The organism is Terriglobia bacterium, assembly GCA_020073185.1.
GTDB lineage: Bacteria > Acidobacteriota > Terriglobia > Terriglobales > Acidobacteriaceae > JAIQGF01.
Genome location: JAIQFT010000029.1, coordinates 13,827 through 29,995 on the forward strand (window position 1 = coordinate 13,827; position 16,169 = coordinate 29,995).

Below are 16,169 nucleotides of genomic sequence, written 5' to 3' on the forward strand. Positions count from 1 at the left end.
CTTCTCGGCGCGATGCTGCAGTAACCTAATCCCGCAATTGATACAACCTGGCCCGCAGGCTGTGTCAAACAGAAATTGCGCTGGGGGGCCAGAGACAACCATGAACGGCATCATGCGGGCAGCGCGAAGGATCCGCAGAAACAGTCTTATCTTCCCTCTGCTTGCCAGCCTCTCCCTTCCTGTTCTCCCGACATCACTATGCTTTTCCCAGGCTACCACCGGCACAATCGCAGGCCATGTCACCGATCCGCAAGCGCGGGTGGTTCCCGGGGTCGAGGTCAAGGCTGCGAACGAAGCGACCGGATTGTCCCAGCGTACTTCCACCGACGGCTCTGGCAAGTACTTACTGGCCAAGCTTCCACCCGGAACTTACACGATTACATTGAGCAAGCAGGGCTTTCGTGTTGCGCAGCTCAGCCACCTGGCACTTTCGATTGATCAAGAAGTTCGTGCCGACACGCAACTCGAAATCGGTGCGATTTCCGAGCACATCAGCGTGGTCGCGCCGGCGACCGGGCTACAGACCCAGACGGCGGAGACCAGCGAAGTGATCCGGTCACGCCAGATCTTGGATTTACCCCTTCTAGGACGAAACTTCCTCGACCTTGCCCGGCTAACTGCCGGGGTTCAGAGCGGCAGCCAAGGCAACAATGTGAACCTTTCGATCAGTGGGCAGCGAGAGTTCGCTAATTCAATTCTTGTGGACGGCGTGGAAGTTACGACCAATCGCAACAATGACACCAGCCTTCGCCCCAGTGTAGATTCCGTCGAAGAATTCAAGGTCCTCACTTCCAGCTATGCGCCCGAATTTGGCCGCTCCGCGGGAGGAGTCATAGCGATTCAGACCAAGGCGGGAACAAACCGATTTCATGGCAGCCTGTACGAATTTCTTCGTCCTAATGCAACCGCGGCAAAGACCTTCTTCTCTCTACAGCCGCCGGAATTGAATCAACATAATTTCGGCGGGACACTGGGTGGACCTCTCAAGAAGGGCAGAACCTTCTTCTTCGTTTCTTACGAGCGGGAAAGGCTGCGAGATGCTTTTTCTTTCCTGGACTCGGTTCCGCCCGTGGATCAAGTCCGGTTCTTGCCGAACGGTGACGTGGACCTTTCGAGCTTAAAGGATCCTCGCACCGGGAAGCAGATCCCAATCTTTGACCCTAATACGTCCCAGCGATTTCCTGGCAACATCATTCCTTCGAACCGTGTCAGCGCAGCCGGCGAGGCAACGCTGCTGAATTTTTTCCCTCGACCCACTCTGCCGGGCATTCTTAATGGGTGGTTCAATAATTTCAATTCCCATCAGAGGTATGCGTTCGATTTGAATACCGGCGATTCACGCATCGATCACTATTTCTCCGACACCGACCGTATTTTCGTGGCCTATCATTACGGCGACTTCGGATCCCTTCTCGGCGACCGCTTTGCTGGACACATACCGGTCAGCGGCGGGGGTGATGCTGACACTGGCGATCAGACCCAGCAGCGGAGCCAATCTGTCTCGCTTGCCGAAACGCACCTGCTGTCAGCGCGATGGAGCAACGAAATCAGATTGGGCTATACCAGGTTTTCTCTGAGTCAACTCAGCCTACTGAACAACAGGAACCTGGCGGCACAATTTGGCGTGGGAAATGTCAACCTCCCCGGGTTTCCTCAAACCGCCGGTTTTCCGGCTGTCTTTTTGGGGAGCGGATACCAGACTGGCGGTTCGACATTTAAGCCGTTATTTTTCCAGGACCGAAATGTGGAGGTTGCAGACAGCTTAATCGGCGGACTAGGGCGGCATCAGTTCCGGGCAGGTGTCGATTACCGTCGGCTCACGTCTAAACCGCGCTTTTCCTTCTTTCCCACCGGCTTCCAGTTTTATGGCGGTCCCTTTGCCAGTTTAACCAGCGATCCCTACTTCTCGTTTTTTGATCCCAACGCGTTTTATGGCAACGGTGGCTCCGATGTAGCCGATTTGCTACTCGGCTTACCGCTCACCGTAACCGAAGGGCTGCAACTAACCACTCCCACCACCCGGAGCTGGGAGGGCAGTGGGTATGTACAGGATTCCTGGCAAGCTACTAACCGCTTCGTGCTGCTATACGGAATTCGTTACGAGTATCAAAGTCCATATACGGAAGCGCGCAATCAGGCGGCAACTTTCGACTTGGCTTCCGGCGCCATCTTGCTGGCGGGTCGTGGCGGCAACTCCGACTCCCTGGTGCGACCCGACAAAAACAACTTCGCCCCGCGCGTCGGTTTTGCTCTTCAAGTGACTCCCAGGACGGTCTTGCGTGCCGGCTACGGCATCCACTATTCGCCCGAAAACGACGCTCGTAGCGACATACTCACCAAAAACTATCCCTACGCCGTGGAACAGAGCTTCTTCAATGATATCTTCAGTGGGCCACCCTTTTCCTACTACCTCGATACTGGAGTGCCGCGAATTACGTCCATTCCACTTTCACCCGCTGTCGCCCGCCTGACTCCCGGCGAAATTGAGACAGCTACCAACTCCCAGCAAAATGTATTCTCTGTCGCTCCGGACTTCCCCGCCGGCTATTCTCAGATGTACAGTCTCACCCTACAGCGTGAAATCACTTCCACTACGACATTAGAAGCCGGGTATGTTGGATCGGTCAGCCATAAGCTTCCCTACGCTGTGGGGAACCTCAATGCCAACCATCGCATCACAGACGCGCTCGGCCAGATACAAGCTCAGTTTGCCGTAGGTTCCGCCAGTTACAATGCCTTGCAGGTCAAAGCAACCAAGCGATACTCTTCCCACCTAAGCTTCCTGGCTTCCTATACCTTCGGCAAGACCATGGATAATGGACCGGCTCCTTTCAACTTAGGTCATAACCTCAATGCGCACAATCAGCCTCAGAATCCGCTCGACCTAGCTCGGGAGCGGAGTGTCGCCGACGACGACATCACTCACAATCTGGTATTCAGCTATATCTACGAACTTCCATTTGGACGTGACCGGCAGTTTCCAGGAAACCGTAGTAGTATCTGGCGAGCCGTCTTAGGAGGCTGGCAGGTTAACGGTATCTTCGTAGCGCATTCTGGTTCGCCTATCAATGTCGTACGCGGCATACAAGACTCGGGTCTTGAAGGATTACGCCCGGACCTGCTGCGCGATCCGAATCTGCCCCCTGCGAAGCGTACCTTGCAGGAGTACTTTGATGTCAGCGCATTCGACACGTCTCGTTTTACAGGATCGCACCTACACGATGTTGGAAATGCGCCGCGCAACGTTCTCCGGGGGCCTGGCTTCGTGAATCTTGACTTGTCAGTTTTCAAGGGCGCCAGACTCAAGGAGTGGGGCAGAGTGCAATTTCGAGTCGAGTTCTTCAACCTCGCTAATACTCCCCATTTCGCGAATCCAAACGGGTCTATGTCAGCCGGTAATTTCGGAAGTATCACTCAAACTATTGGCAATCCGAGAATCATTCAGTTCGCTGCCAAAGTAGAGTTCTAACCGCAACAGCCGGCATATGCAGAAATGCCTTTACGTCGCCCGGCGCGCGGTATCGTCTGCTGCATTTTCACGGCAAGCAAGTCTATTTTTGATATCCTGCAACTCCCGCCACGCCGAGAGGCTAAGGTGGCCTGTTGGCCACTTTGAGGGTGCGGCGGACTGCATCCTTTATAGGTTAAGCCCGTGGGTAACAGAATCGGAGATCCCGCACTCGCCGCTCGCCTGCGCCAGGCGCTTCGCGGCGAAGTTCTCTTCGACGCCTTCACCCGCGGGCGTTATTCCACCGACGCCTCCATCTACCAGATCGAGCCCATCGGCGTTGCCCTGCCGCACGACACCGCCGACGTCGAAGCTGCAATTGCCCTGGCGCGCGAACAAGGCTTCCCCGTCCTGCCGCGCGGCGCCGGAAGTTCGCAGAACGGCCAGACCGTCAACCAGGCGCTCGTCCTGGACACCTCGCGCCACATGGACCAGGTGCTCGAACTCGACCCCGAGCGCGGCACCGCTGTCGTCCAGCCCGGCATCGTCCTGGACCACCTGAACGCCAAGCTGAAGTCCACCGGCTGGTATTTCCCGGTGGATGTCTCGACCTCCAACTGCGCCACCCTCGGCGGCATGACCGGCAATAACTCCGCCGGCGCCCGCTCCATCAAGTACGGCATCATGGTGCACAACGTCCTGGAGATCGAAACCGTCCTCGCCGACGGCGCCCGCTGCCTCTTCGGCGAGGTCTCGCAGAGCGGAAACCCCATCGCGCCCCGCGTCGCCGCCCTCGCCGACTCCCTGCGCGCGCTCTACCGCAACCACGCCCAGGACATCGCGGAGCGCGTTCCCAAGCTCATGCGCAAGGTCGGCGGCTACAACCTCTACATGATGAACGCCACCCCGCTGAACCTGGCAAAAATTCTGGTCGGGTCCGAAGGCACGCTCGGCTTCTTCACCCGCATCAAGCTTCAGCTCCACCGCATTCCCAAGCACAAGGTGCAGGCCGTCTGCCATTTCGAGCGCTTCTACGACTCCATGGACATGGTGCGCCACATCGTCCAGCTCAATCCCTCCGCGGTTGAACTGCTCGACCGCACCATGCTGGAGTTGGCGCACGCTATCGCCACCTTCCGCCCCACTATTGACCGCATCGTCCGCGGCCACCCCGCTGCCCTGCTGTTCGTGGAATTCGCCGGCGAGGAGCAGGCGGCGCTCATCGACTCCATCGGCAAACTAGAAGAGTTGCTCGCCGACCACGGCTTCCCCAACTCCGTCGTGCGCGCCGTGGACAACAAGACCCAGTCCGAGCTTGCCGACGTCCGCAAGGCCGGGCTCAACATCATGATGTCCATGAAGGGCGCCGGGAAACCGGTCTCCTTCATCGAGGATTGCGCCGTTCCCCTCGACGATCTCGCCGAATACACCGATCGCCTGGCCAACGTCTTCCGCAAGCACGGCACCAGCGGCACGCTCTACGCCCACGCCTCCGTCGGCTGCCTGCATATTCGCCCCGTGCTCAACATGAAGGACCCGGCAGACATCAAGAAGATGCGCGCCATCGCCGAGGAAGCCTTTGCCATGGTGCGCGAGTACAAGGGCTCGCACTCCAGTGAGCACGGCGACGGCATCAGCCGCTCCGAATTTCATGAGCAGATGTTCGGCGAGCGCCTGGTGCGCGCCTTCGAAGCGGTCAAGGATGCCTTTGATCCCGGCGGCCTGTTCAATCCCGGCAGGATCGTGCGTGCACCGCGCATGGACGATCGCAGCCTGTTCCGCTACAAGCCCGGCTACGGCCCCAAGCCCATCGAGACCGTTCTCGACTGGTCCGACTGGGGCGGCCTGCTGGGCGCCGCCGAGATGTGCAACAACAACGGCGCCTGCCGCAAGCTCGACGCCGGCGTCATGTGCCCGTCCTACATCGCCACCCGCAACGAAAAGGACGTAACCCGCGGCCGCGCCAATTCCCTGCGCCTCGCTATCAGCGGTCAGCTCGGTCCCGATGCCTTCGCCTCCGACGCCATGAAGGAGACGATGGACCTGTGCGTCGGTTGCAAGGCCTGCCGCCGCGAGTGTCCTACCGGCGTGGACATGGCGCGCATGAAGTTCGAGTTCCTGCACCAGTGGCACCAGCGCAAGGGCGTCTCGACCCGCACCAAAATCACCGCCTACCTGCCGCATTACGCGCCGATGGCCAGCCGGTTCGCTCCCCTGATCAACCTGCGCAACTCGATCCCCGGCTTGGCCGCTCTTTCGGAAAAATTCACCGGCCTGAGCGCCCGCCGCAAATTGCCCGCGTGGCGCGGCGATATTTACAGACCCGCGGTTGCTCCACCCTTGTCTCGCCCGGGGTTGGCGAAACAGGGTGGGGAAGTTCTGGGTGGGAAAGAAGTCGTCCTCTTCGTTGACTGCTTCAGCCGCTACTTCGAACCGGAAAACGCCCGCGCCGCCCGCGCCGTTCTCGAATCCGCCGGCTGCAACGTCATCGAACCCAACCGCGGCCGTCCTCTCTGCTGCGGCCGCACATTTCTCAGCGCCGGCCTGGTCGAACCCGCGCGCGAAGAACTCTCCCGCGTTGTCGCCACCCTTGGTCCACATGTCCAGCGCGGCGTACCCATCATCGGCATCGAGCCTTCGTGCCTTCTCACCTTCCGCGACGAACTGAAAGCCCTCCTCAAGGGCGACGCCGTGGACGCCATCGCCGCGCAGGCGCTTTTGTTCGAGGAATTCATCTCGCAGGAAAGCGGACAAGGCAATCTCAAGCTCGACCTCCACGATCACGGCCCCCGGACGGCTTTCCTCCACGGCCACTGCCACCAGAAAGCCTTCGGCGCCATGCCCGCCGTGGTCAGCGTGCTCCAGCTTGTTCCCAACCTTTCCGTCAAAGTAATTGATTCAAGCTGCTGCGGCATGGCCGGCGCCTTCGGCTACGAGAGAGAGCATTACGAGGTCTCGATGAAGATGGCCGAGCGCAGCCTGCTTCCCGCGGTGCGCCAGGCGCCCGCGAATGCGCTCATCGTCGCCGACGGCACCAGTTGCCGCCACCAGATCGAGGCCGGCGCCCGACGCCAGGCCATCCACGTCGCTCGCGTGCTGGAATCGGCGCTTGTGACGTGAAGGAAAAGAGGCGGCAGCATGAAGGATGTTCGATTGGCAGCAATGGGCCTGATTTGGCTTGCATTGGGATTATTCTTGGCGTTCCGTCCTGCATCAGCGCAGGCAATTATGGATGGGCACGCGGATTGGTTTAAGCGTGGCTCCTGGCACCCCATTAGGAGCTTGCCCCCGTGGCTGGTTAGGGCGTTTGGGGGAGTGGTAATCATGGGCGCGGCGCTTTTCTTCTACATGTTCGCAAAATCAAACTGATCCGCTTGCATTTTCCTGTTCCCTATGTCGCAATAGAAACTTCGCCGCCATCCGACATCATCGCCAGTGAGGCACGCATCATGCCCTATCGCCCCGGCCGTCACTTCCTGCAAATTCCCGGCCCCACCAACGTTCCCGACCGCATCCAGCGCGCCATGCACGCCGCCGTCATGGACCATCGCGGTCCCGACTTCGCCCGCCTCGGCCACGAAGTCCTCGAGGGCATCAAGTCCATTTTCCGTACCTCCGGCCATGTCATCATCTTTCCTTCCTCGGGCAGCGGTGGCTGGGAATCCGCCATCGTCAACACCCTTTCTCCCGGCGACAAGGTCCTGACGTACGAAACCGGCCAGTTCGCCACCCTGTGGCAGCAGGTCGCGCGCCGTCACGGGCTCGATGTGGAATTCGTTCCCGGCGACTGGCGCCATGGCGTTGATCCCGCCGACGTCGAGCGCCGTCTCATCGAAGACCACAGCCACGCCTTTAAGGCCGTCATGGTCGTCCACAACGAGACCTCCACCGGCGTCACTAATCGCGTTCCGGAAATCCGCAAGGCCATCCACGCCGCCCACCATCCCGCTCTATTCATGATCGACGCCGTCTCCTCGCTTGCCTCCTCCGAACTCAGGCAGGACGAATGGCAAGTTGACGTCGTGGTCGGCGGTTCGCAGAAGGGCCTGATGCTTCCGCCCGGGCTGGCCTTCAACTCCGTCTCCGAAAAAGCCCTCGCCGCGAATAAGACCGCGCGTCTCAGCCGCTCCTACTGGGACTGGCAGCAGATGCTCAAGGACAACGCCTCCGGCTACTTCCCCTACACGCCCGCGACCACTCTGCTCTACGGCTTAAAAGAGGCCATCGCCATGCTGCACGAAGAAGGCCTCGAGAACGTTGTCGCGCGCCACAGTCGCCACGCCGCCGCCACGCGTGCTGCCGTCGAAGCCTGGGGACTGGAAAATCTCGCCCTTGATCCGCGTGAATATTCCAGCTCCGTGACCGCTGTCCTGATGCCGCAAGGCCACGACGCCGATGCCTTCCGCAAGATCACGCTGGAGAAGTACGACCTGTCGCTCGGCGCCGGCCTCGGCAAGGTAAAAGGCAAGGTGTTCCGCATCGGCCACCTCGGCGACTTCAACGACCTCATGCTCATGGGCACGCTCTCCGGCGTCGAGATGGGCCTGCGCGCCGCCGGCGTTCCCCACAAATCGGGTGGCGTGCTGGCCGCCATGGACGTGCTCAGCAAACACTCCGTCACCCCTGTCGAAGCTAACCTCGCGCGGTAGATTCAGCCATTAGCTGTCGGCTTTCGGCTCTCGGATCGCGAAAACCGCAAGCCGACACCTATTTGTCGCCAAAAATTTACAAAAACGACGGCGTAACCTTTTCTTCTTCCTTCGCTCTAGTGCTCAGGCTCGCCATTCTTCCGTGCCGGTGTTGAAGATGGCGACACTGCGAGGCATGTCCATGAACAATCTCAATCCAGCGCTGGGGTTTGCCATGAATCAGCCGAGTGTTCCGCCCGCTGATACTCAGCCCAGGTTTATGCAGCGGTTTATCGTCAAGCTTGACGCGCGCGTCTTTGCCATTCCCGTCGATCAGGTGGACTGGATCGAATCGGCCGCCAACTACGTCCGCCTGCACGTGGGCCCCAACAGCCACCTGATGCGCGCCACCATGGCCACCGTCGAAGCGTCGCTCGACCCGCACCAGTTCATGCGCATTCACCGCAACGCCATCGTCAACCTGCCGCGCGTGCAGGAGTACCACATGCCCGCCCGCGGCAGCATGCACGTCCGGCTGCGCGACGGCTCGCGTGTGCCCCTGAGCCGCGGCTACCAGCCTGCGGTGCGCAAGATGCTTCGCCAGGGCGCCGCCCCTGGAAATTCCTTGGCGGCTTCCGGCTCGCTACGGCACCCCATGAGTTGAGGTGGACTCATGGCGGTCACGGCCTCGCAGCCGGCAGAGGCGATCCCGCTTCAAGAATCGCCTCTGCCGAGTACCTCGCCTCGCCTGTCCATTGTCCTCGGCTCGGTTTGGTTCTGTTGTTTCAGACCGGATGCGCCATCGCGGTGATCGCCAATTGCATTGCTCTGTTGATCAGCGGCCCCAGCTTGCGCATACCCTTGAAGGCTACGGCGCTGCATTCCGAGCCACTGCGGCTGCCCCTGCTGGCCCTAGCCACCGCCCCTGCTTGGCTGCTACGGCAAAGGCCGTGCAATTAGGGCACGCGGCTGCTCTTGGAACGCCTCAAAACAGATTGCAGGAGATCGACGGCTCGTTGCCGGACCAGCGGCCACATATGCGGGCTTGGCAGGTAGATAGGATTGCCGCAGTCGTCGCACAGAGCCTGCCTTCGACCTTTCAGATGGGTCAGATCGGACGGCTCGACGGAAAACCATTTGTCGCAACGGTTACAGTAGACTGAAACCGGAACCTCCATGCTGGGCCTCCGCCAGAAAAGTGCGTGTTTGGGCTGGGACTAGCTGCCGCTCTCGCCGACTGCTCGACGCCGAATAGATTGCTTGCAGCCGCCGAGGTTACGCCACCAACAGGCTGAAAATTAGCGATCCAATCTGATCGGCAGTGCTTCTAAGCAGCCTCGGCGCACCGCACCCTTCGTCCCAACATTCATTCCGCTTCTGGCCGACGCGAGTGTGCGATGTGATTAGAATGTAATCGCGAGGGCGTAGCGGCATGAACACCAAGCTCGTCCGCATCGGCAATTCCCGCAGTATCCGAATTCCCGAGCGTCTCAGCGGGCAGTGCGGACAGGGTGACACGGTCGAGTTGCGAGTCGAGAACGGCTGTCTGCTGATTTCTACCGGACGTCGGCCACTTCAAGGCTGGGAGGAAGCATTTCGTGCGGCTGGGCCGGCGGCAGAGGACGGACTCCTACGGGAGAACGCAGATTGAGGGTTATTATCGCCATCCTTTTATGGGCAGCATGCGTGTCGGCCCAAGAGATCCCATCCGGGACTGCTTTGCCGATCACGCTGACCTCTACCCTCGATGCCATGAAGGCCAAACCTGGCCAGCCGATCGCCGGCAGCATCGCGCAGGACGTGCCGTTGCCTTCAGGCACAAAGATTCGCTCCGGCTCGCGCGTGAACGGGCAAGTGCTGCAGGCAGGCTTGATTTCCGACGGCGGCTCTTACCTGCGCATTCGATTCGATCAGGTCCGCAGCCATGGACGCACCATTCCAGTCACCACTAGCCTGCGCGCCATCGCCTCACCGCGGGCGGTGCGGCACGCGCAGTTGCCGAGCCACAGCCCGTACCGCGGGGAATCTCCGGCCAATTGGACGACCGTTCAAATCGGCGATGACGTAGTGTATCGCGGCGGTGGCCATGTCATGCACGGTGACGCGGTCGTCGGCGACCCAGTGCCGGAGGGGGTGCTGGCCGAGTTGACCGCAGAGTCCGGGTGCGCAACCAGCAGCGCCCATCGCAGATTGGCGCTGTGGGTCTTTGCCTCCTCTGCTTGTGGCGCCTACGATTTCTTTGACGACCTGAAAATTGCCCAAGCCGGCGACACCAACCCGATCGGTGAGATTGTCCTTCAGTCAAAGAAGAGCGTGAAGATCCCCACCGGCAGCGCCATGCTGCTGATCACCGCCGAAGGTCCCCAACCGCATCCCTGAGACGCTGCCTCGCGGTTCGCGATGGGCTGTTCTCTACGGTTACGCGGGAGCATAATCCGGTTGACGGCAGTGGTATACCCGAAGACGAACATTATGGACACCAAGGACCCCAAGCGTCTCCTTCAAGAACTCCGTGCCGAAAGCACGCGAGTTTCAGATACGCTCGCCGACGCCGCGGCGTCCGGGCAATCCCCGTCCGCGGTTACGGACGCTGATTTTCTGACATTACTGTCACAGCACACCGAACAATTGGTCAAGGCTAGAAGCGATCTGGAGCGATCCTATGACATCACTCTCGAAGCGCTCGGCGACGTGCTCGACCTGTGGGACGCTGACACCGGACACCATGCCAAGCGCGTAACCGCCTTCACCATCGCACTGACCCGAGCGATGGGCCTGCCCGCGGATGAGATCCGCGTCATTGCCCGCGGCGCCTTCCTGCACGATATCGGCAAGACCGGCATCTCGCGTTCTATCCTGCGCAAGGCGGGGGAGCTCACACTTGAGGAGATTGAGGTCATGCGCCAGCACTGTTACTGCGGCTACAAGCTGCTGCGCAAAATTCCCTTTCTCGCCGAAGCCGCCGAAATCGTCTACGCGCACCACGAGCACTGGGACGGAACCGGCTACCCGCGCCATCTCAAGGGGAGCGAGATTCCGCCGGGGGGACGCATTGTTGCCGTGGCGAACACGCTGGACGCCATCACCTCGAACCAGCCTTACCGCCCAGCGCAATCGCTGATCGCCGCCCGAGAGGAGATCGCCCGCTTGGCAGGACGCCAGTTCGATCCCGAGGTGGTAAAAGCTTTTCTCAGCATTCCCGAATCCATGTGGCACAATCTGCGCACCGAAATCTCTAACCAGTGAGCGCAACGGGTTGGCTCGGAGGAACCGAATTCACGCTCTCGCTTCCGGATAGCGTCCATCAACTAGACCGGATTCGGAGATAGTGTAGCCGCCGTTCCATGTACCTCAGCGGCTGAAGCCGGAATGATGGCGACAGTGCAGGCCTGATGGCCTGCGCCACCCCAGGTACCGATACAGACAATCCTAAACTGCCATAGCGCCGACCATGGCTTCGAACTCAGGGTCGCCGTGCAGGCAGTTGAGATCGGGGTCCTGGCGAGCGTAATCCCGGTTGAGATTTCCCGTCGCGTGCAGCTTTTTCAGCAACGCTAATGCTTCGGTTCTTTGTAGCAGGACGCCATAGGTGCAAGCTGCGTTGTACAGAATGTTGGCGTCGTTCGGACGCATTTCCACCGCCTTCTTCAACTGCGCGATGGCCTCATCGGCGCGGCCGAACCAAGCATGATTGGTGGCCAGCAGGATACGCGCGCGTACGTCGTCGGGAACCAGATCAAGTTGTTGCTCCAGACTTCGGACCTGCGCACTACGCAGCTTGCCGGCGGCTTCCTTCTGTCCCACTCGCTCCAAAGCCAGATAGAAAGGCAGATACGCGTTATAGTCGTCGCCATTGGCGGTAACGGCACGCTCCGCCAGCGGCACCGCCTCCTGCGGCCGGCCGGCGGCCATCAAAGCCCGGCCCAGCACGTAATAGGCGCCTTCACAATCGGCTTTGCGCGCGATGGCCTGGCGAACATATTGGGTGGCGTCGTCCCAGTGCTTTTGGGCATAGGCGATGCGGGCGCGCGCCACCAGCGCTTCGGGAAGATTCGGTTCCAAGGCCAGGGCTCGGTCGGCGGCCGCGCGGCCCCGGCCAATCCAGCGTTCGTCGTGCTCATGCCACTCGTAATACTCGCCGCAGACGTTGGCCGCGCCCGCATAGGCAAGCGCGAAATCGGGATCCAGCCCGCTGGCGCGCTCGAACATCTGTAGAGCAAACTCCAGGTCGGAGCGGGTCACGCGGCGGGCAAAACTGCGTCCGCGCAGATAGTAGTCGTAGGCCTGCGTGTTTTCGGTGGGCTTGCGGGAGATCGCCTTTTGTTCTTGCGGAGACAGCGTGACCCGCAGCGCTTGCGTGATGCTGCGCGCGATTTCATCCTGCACTTCGAAGACGTCCTTCAGTTCGCGGTCAAAGCGCTCCGCCCAAACCGAGTGTCCGGTGCGGGTCTCCACCAGTTGCGCCGTGATGCGGAGACGGTTGCCGGCGCGGCGCAAACTGCCGCTGAGCACGTGGACGGCGTTGAGTTGCTGGCCAACTTGCGGGCCCGTCACCGGCTTATCGCGGTGCGCCAGCACGGCTGCGCGTGGGAACACTTTCAGGCCCTTGATCTTGGATAGTTCGGTGATAATGTCCTCGGTCATGCCGTCGCGGAAGTATTCATCCTCTTTGGCGCCGCTCAGGTTTTCAAAGTAGAGCACAGCGACGGATTTTTCCGCGGGCGCGGCGGCGGCGGCCTGTCCCGACTCCGTATCGCGCTTCAAGCGCTGCAAATCGGCCTTGAAACTGGCCGCACTCTCGTAGCGGGCGGCGGGAGTTTTCTCCAGCGCGCGATTCAGGATCGGCTCCAGCCCGGCCGGTAGCTCCGGATTCAGCCGGATCGGAGAGGCCGGAGCGCGATTCAAGATGGCATCGAAGATCACCGCGGAAGTGTTGCCCGGAAAGGCTTCACGGCCGGTGGCCATTTCATAGAGCACAACTCCCAGCGAGAACAAGTCGCTGCGCGCGTCCACCTCTTCTCCGCGAGCCTGCTCCGGTGACATGTAGGCGATGGTGCCCACCGCCGCCCCAGGGCTGGTGAGTCCCGCCGTCAACCCGTCCACCGAGCCCAGTGTGGCCCCGACCGCTTCCGCCACCCTCTGCGCTTGTGGCAACAGCTTGGCGAGGCCGAAATCCAGGATTTTCGCCTGCCCACGAGGGGTGATGAAGAGGTTGGCCGGCTTGATGTCGCGGTGCACAATGCCGCGCGAGTGGGCGGCGTCCAAGGCCTCCGTCATCTGGATGCCGAGGTCGAGCAGTTCTTCCACCGGAAGCGGCCGGCCCGAGATGCGGTGCTTGACGGTTTCCCCCTCCAGCAGTTCCATCGCCAGGAAGGGCCGGCCTTCGTACTCGTCGATGTCGTAGATAGTGCAGATGTTGGGGTGATTGAGGGCGGAGGCGGCGCGCGCCTCGCGCTTGAACCTCTCAATCGTCTGTGCGTCGATGGCGTTTTTGTCCGGCAGGAACTTCAGCGCCACGGGACGGCCCAGCCGGGTGTCTTCGGCGCGGTACACCACACCCATTCCGCCGCCGCCCAGCTTTTCTACCACGCGATAGTGAGTGATTGTCTTGCCGATCATGGACACCCCGGTCCGCGAAAAGTAGAGGCACCTTATGCTGACGTTGCCGGGGCGTCAAAAACGGAAACCCTCACTCACGATCTCAGGGGGGAGCTACGTTACGGTGACCGTGCGCACTATCCGAAGACAATCCACGACTTCGTTCGCTTCTCGGCAGAATTGTACCATGCGTGATTTTCCGCGCCGGATGGTGCGACGGTGCCCCACTCCTGCCCGCCTGTGGCAGATGTGGGCTTGCAAATCTCGAACCAGCGCTCTCACGCGTGAACGGGAGTTGCCCGGTGGATCCGGTGTACACGGACTTGCTTCTCCCGCTTACGGGTTTGGGCGATGTCGTAGGAGACCTGCATCCGCATCAGCGTGTCCATCTTCACTCCGAAAGCTTTCTCCAAGCGCAGCGCCATGTTGCCCGAAAGGTCTGCCTTGCCGTTCAAAAGGCTGGACAATGCGGGCCGGGAAACCCGGAGCGCTCTAGCCACGGCCGTTACCGTCAGCCCCGCAGGCCGGATGATTTCCGTCCGGATGAAATCTCCGGGATGCGGCGGGTTCTTCATGGGCATGGAAGTGGAGCAGCTTCCGGCACTTCGACACAGCCGAGATCGGTCCGATGGAGATCGAACCGCCCACCGGCGAAATGAAAGAACCCCCAAGCTGCTGCAGATACGGGCCACCAGCCCGGTGGCGATAAGGAGTCCGCGTTTCTCACGAGCATGCCCAGATGCAAAGTCTTCACGGCAGTCCAACATTCTCGCACGATGCAGCGACCAAAGCAGCAATCCCAGTCGCCTTTGAATCGTCGTTAGGATGCCGAGCTTCTATCAGCCAATTCTTTCAAGAGGTCGGTCGCAGCTTGTGCCAGCGCCTCCGCCCTTGCGTCGAGCAGTTCTTCGTACTTCGCGACCTCCCACAGACCCGACTGGGTAGGGATGAACTGTTCCTTCAGGCGTTCGGTCTTGACCTCGAAATCCTTCAAGTATTGGCGAGGCTCTTTGGAAGAGAACGAGCGGTTCGCCTTTTCGTTGAGCACGACGATGTTGGCGAGAGAATTGACCGTCGAGTCGTCCGCCTTGCCCCGCAGAACCTTTTTCGGGAAGAAGTGGTGCCACTCCGGCTTGAAGCCCTCGTTCAGTTGGTTGTCGCTTCGGTCAAAGCCGACCCTGATGTCCTGATGCATCCAATCCTTGGCTTCGCGCCGGAAGGCGCAAAGGTACAGCATCAATCGGTAGAAATCTTCCCTGTAGTCCCTCTGAAAGTCCTCGGGACTAAACTCGCCGGATATCCGCAACTCCTTTTCGAGTGACACGACGGCATCGTCGAATGACTTGGCAACCTTGACCAGCTTGATGTCGTGGCCGAGGGTGGTGGTCGCGGAGCCGCTGTACCGTCCGTCTCCAATCGCCAACAGAAACCAGCGGAAACCCCGGTCGAAATCGAACTCGCCCTTGAAGTGCGCATGGAGGAAAAAAAGAGGGATGAGGGCGTTGTGGGCAGGGAGTAATTCGGACGACAGCACGCCGTGGTTCACGAGATTCTTGTGGACGAAGGTTATCGAATCCTTCACGCTGCGCCAAGCCTTGTCGAACTCTTTGGACGAATCCCAGAAGTCTCCCGATATTTCCTTCAGACGTGCGACTCCCTTGCCAATGACTGCCAACGTTCTGATAAGAACGCTTGGGTCAAGCTCGAACCCTTTCTCATCCAAATCCTTGAGAAACTGGTCGAACTCTTCCCGAACCCAGCCTTCCTGCTTGGCTGCGACAAGGGCAATGATTACGTCGCTCTCCTTGATTTTAGTTCCCGCAGTGTTAAGCCTGCTGAATATCTCGGCGACATCCTCCAAATCGTGGTCGATGATTATTTCAAAGATTGGAAAGCTCTCAATCTTTCTGACGGACTGGAGCGTCTCGTGGACTGCCGCAAAACCGGGACATCCGTCTCGCTTGGAAATCTGTTCCGCGAGCTCGGATAGGCTGGGCGACGCAAGAATGCTCCTGACCGAAACCCACTCGGGTGAATTCTTCCGCACCGGATTCGGAAGTCCGAATTCAAGGGCGTCACTGGGCAGACTGACGTTGACCAGCACGTCGAATTTCTTGAGGCTCTTGTTCCATTCCGAGTTCCCTCCCCACCAATAGGGCTTCTTGCCGAAAAGAAGCGCGAGCGAGGTGACTCGCTGCTGCCCATCCACAATCCACTGCTTCTGTGCCTGCACACCAAGCGCCGTCTTGGGCGAATCGTAGCTGGACTCCCAGAGAAGAAACGCGCCGACAGGGTACCCACGCCAAAGAGAGTCCACGAATTTCTTGGTCTTCTCGGCCGTCCAAACGAATTTTCGCTGAAACTCTGGCACGTCGAGCTTACCGAGCGTAGCATCGTCGATGTGCTTCACGATGTCTTTGATTTCGAGTCTTTGGTCTTTCATAAACCGTCAGGCGGCCCCTTCAGGCCACAACCGCTGGTTCTATGCAACTGAA

At 60.1% G+C, this 16,169-nt stretch carries 9 protein-coding genes; 6 read left to right on the forward strand and 3 right to left on the reverse strand.

All coding sequences use genetic code 11. The features are described from left to right. Window positions 1–100: 100 nt before the first annotated feature. The 6 genes from LAN64_12060 to LAN64_12085 all read left to right on the forward strand — a co-directional run bounded on the left by LAN64_12060 (window position 101) and on the right by LAN64_12085 (window position 11,322). Window positions 101–3,469, forward strand: coding sequence for a carboxypeptidase regulatory-like domain-containing protein (locus LAN64_12060; GenBank protein ID MBZ5568574.1), 3,369 nt, complete (start codon window positions 101–103; stop codon window positions 3,467–3,469). Between the two features lie 183 nt (window positions 3,470–3,652). After that, window positions 3,653–6,568, forward strand: coding sequence for an FAD-binding protein (locus tag LAN64_12065; GenBank protein ID MBZ5568575.1), 2,916 nt, complete (start codon window positions 3,653–3,655; stop codon window positions 6,566–6,568). 329 nt (window positions 6,569–6,897) lie between these two features. After that, window positions 6,898–8,097: an aminotransferase class V-fold PLP-dependent enzyme gene (locus LAN64_12070; protein ID MBZ5568576.1), complete on the forward strand. Its 1,200-nt coding sequence runs from the start codon at window positions 6,898–6,900 to the stop codon at window positions 8,095–8,097. Between the two features lie 157 nt (window positions 8,098–8,254). After that, window positions 8,255–8,740 carry a LytTR family transcriptional regulator gene (locus tag LAN64_12075; GenBank protein MBZ5568577.1) on the forward strand — a complete coding sequence of 162 codons (486 nt, stop codon included), beginning with the start codon at window positions 8,255–8,257 and terminating at the stop codon, window positions 8,738–8,740. 1,022 nt (window positions 8,741–9,762) lie between these two features. Further along, complete coding sequence (locus LAN64_12080; protein MBZ5568578.1) at window positions 9,763–10,455, forward strand: hypothetical protein; 693 nt, start codon at window positions 9,763–9,765, stop codon at window positions 10,453–10,455. A 21-nt stretch (window positions 10,456–10,476) separates the two neighbouring features. Then, window positions 10,477–11,322 (forward strand): HD-GYP domain-containing protein, encoded by an 846-nt coding sequence (locus LAN64_12085; GenBank protein ID MBZ5568579.1) that lies wholly within the window; start codon window positions 10,477–10,479, stop codon window positions 11,320–11,322. Between the two features lie 183 nt (window positions 11,323–11,505). On the opposite strand, the gene LAN64_12090 is transcribed toward LAN64_12085, so the two are convergent. From LAN64_12090 to LAN64_12100, 3 genes are all read right to left on the reverse strand, one after another. Further along, window positions 11,506–13,695: a protein kinase gene (locus LAN64_12090; protein ID MBZ5568580.1), complete on the reverse strand. Its 2,190-nt coding sequence runs from the start codon at window positions 13,693–13,695 to the stop codon at window positions 11,506–11,508. Window positions 13,696–13,952: 257 nt separating this feature from the next. After that, window positions 13,953–14,255 (reverse strand): HigA family addiction module antidote protein, encoded by a 303-nt coding sequence (locus LAN64_12095; GenBank protein ID MBZ5568581.1) that lies wholly within the window; start codon window positions 14,253–14,255, stop codon window positions 13,953–13,955. Window positions 14,256–14,494: 239 nt separating this feature from the next. Then, entirely contained in the window at window positions 14,495–16,084 is a 1,590-nt protein-coding gene (locus tag LAN64_12100) for a DUF262 domain-containing protein (protein MBZ5568582.1), read from the reverse strand. Window positions 16,085–16,169 lie beyond the last annotated feature (85 nt).

What these genes read in the sequence shown, in the direction of transcription:
- LAN64_12060 (MBZ5568574.1), top strand. Translation starts at nt 101, where the DNA reads ATGAACGGCATCATGCGGGCAGCGCGAAGGATCCGCAGAAACAGTCTT.
- LAN64_12070 (MBZ5568576.1), top strand. Translation starts at nt 6,898, where the DNA reads ATGCCCTATCGCCCCGGCCGTCACTTCCTGCAAATTCCCGGCCCCACC.
- LAN64_12075 (MBZ5568577.1), top strand. Translation starts at nt 8,255, where the DNA reads ATGGCGACACTGCGAGGCATGTCCATGAACAATCTCAATCCAGCGCTG.
- LAN64_12085 (MBZ5568579.1), top strand. Translation starts at nt 10,477, where the DNA reads ATGGGCTGTTCTCTACGGTTACGCGGGAGCATAATCCGGTTGACGGCA.
- LAN64_12090 (MBZ5568580.1), bottom strand. Translation starts at nt 13,695, where the DNA reads ATGATCGGCAAGACAATCACTCACTATCGCGTGGTAGAAAAGCTGGGC.
- LAN64_12095 (MBZ5568581.1), bottom strand. Translation starts at nt 14,255, where the DNA reads ATGCCCATGAAGAACCCGCCGCATCCCGGAGATTTCATCCGGACGGAA.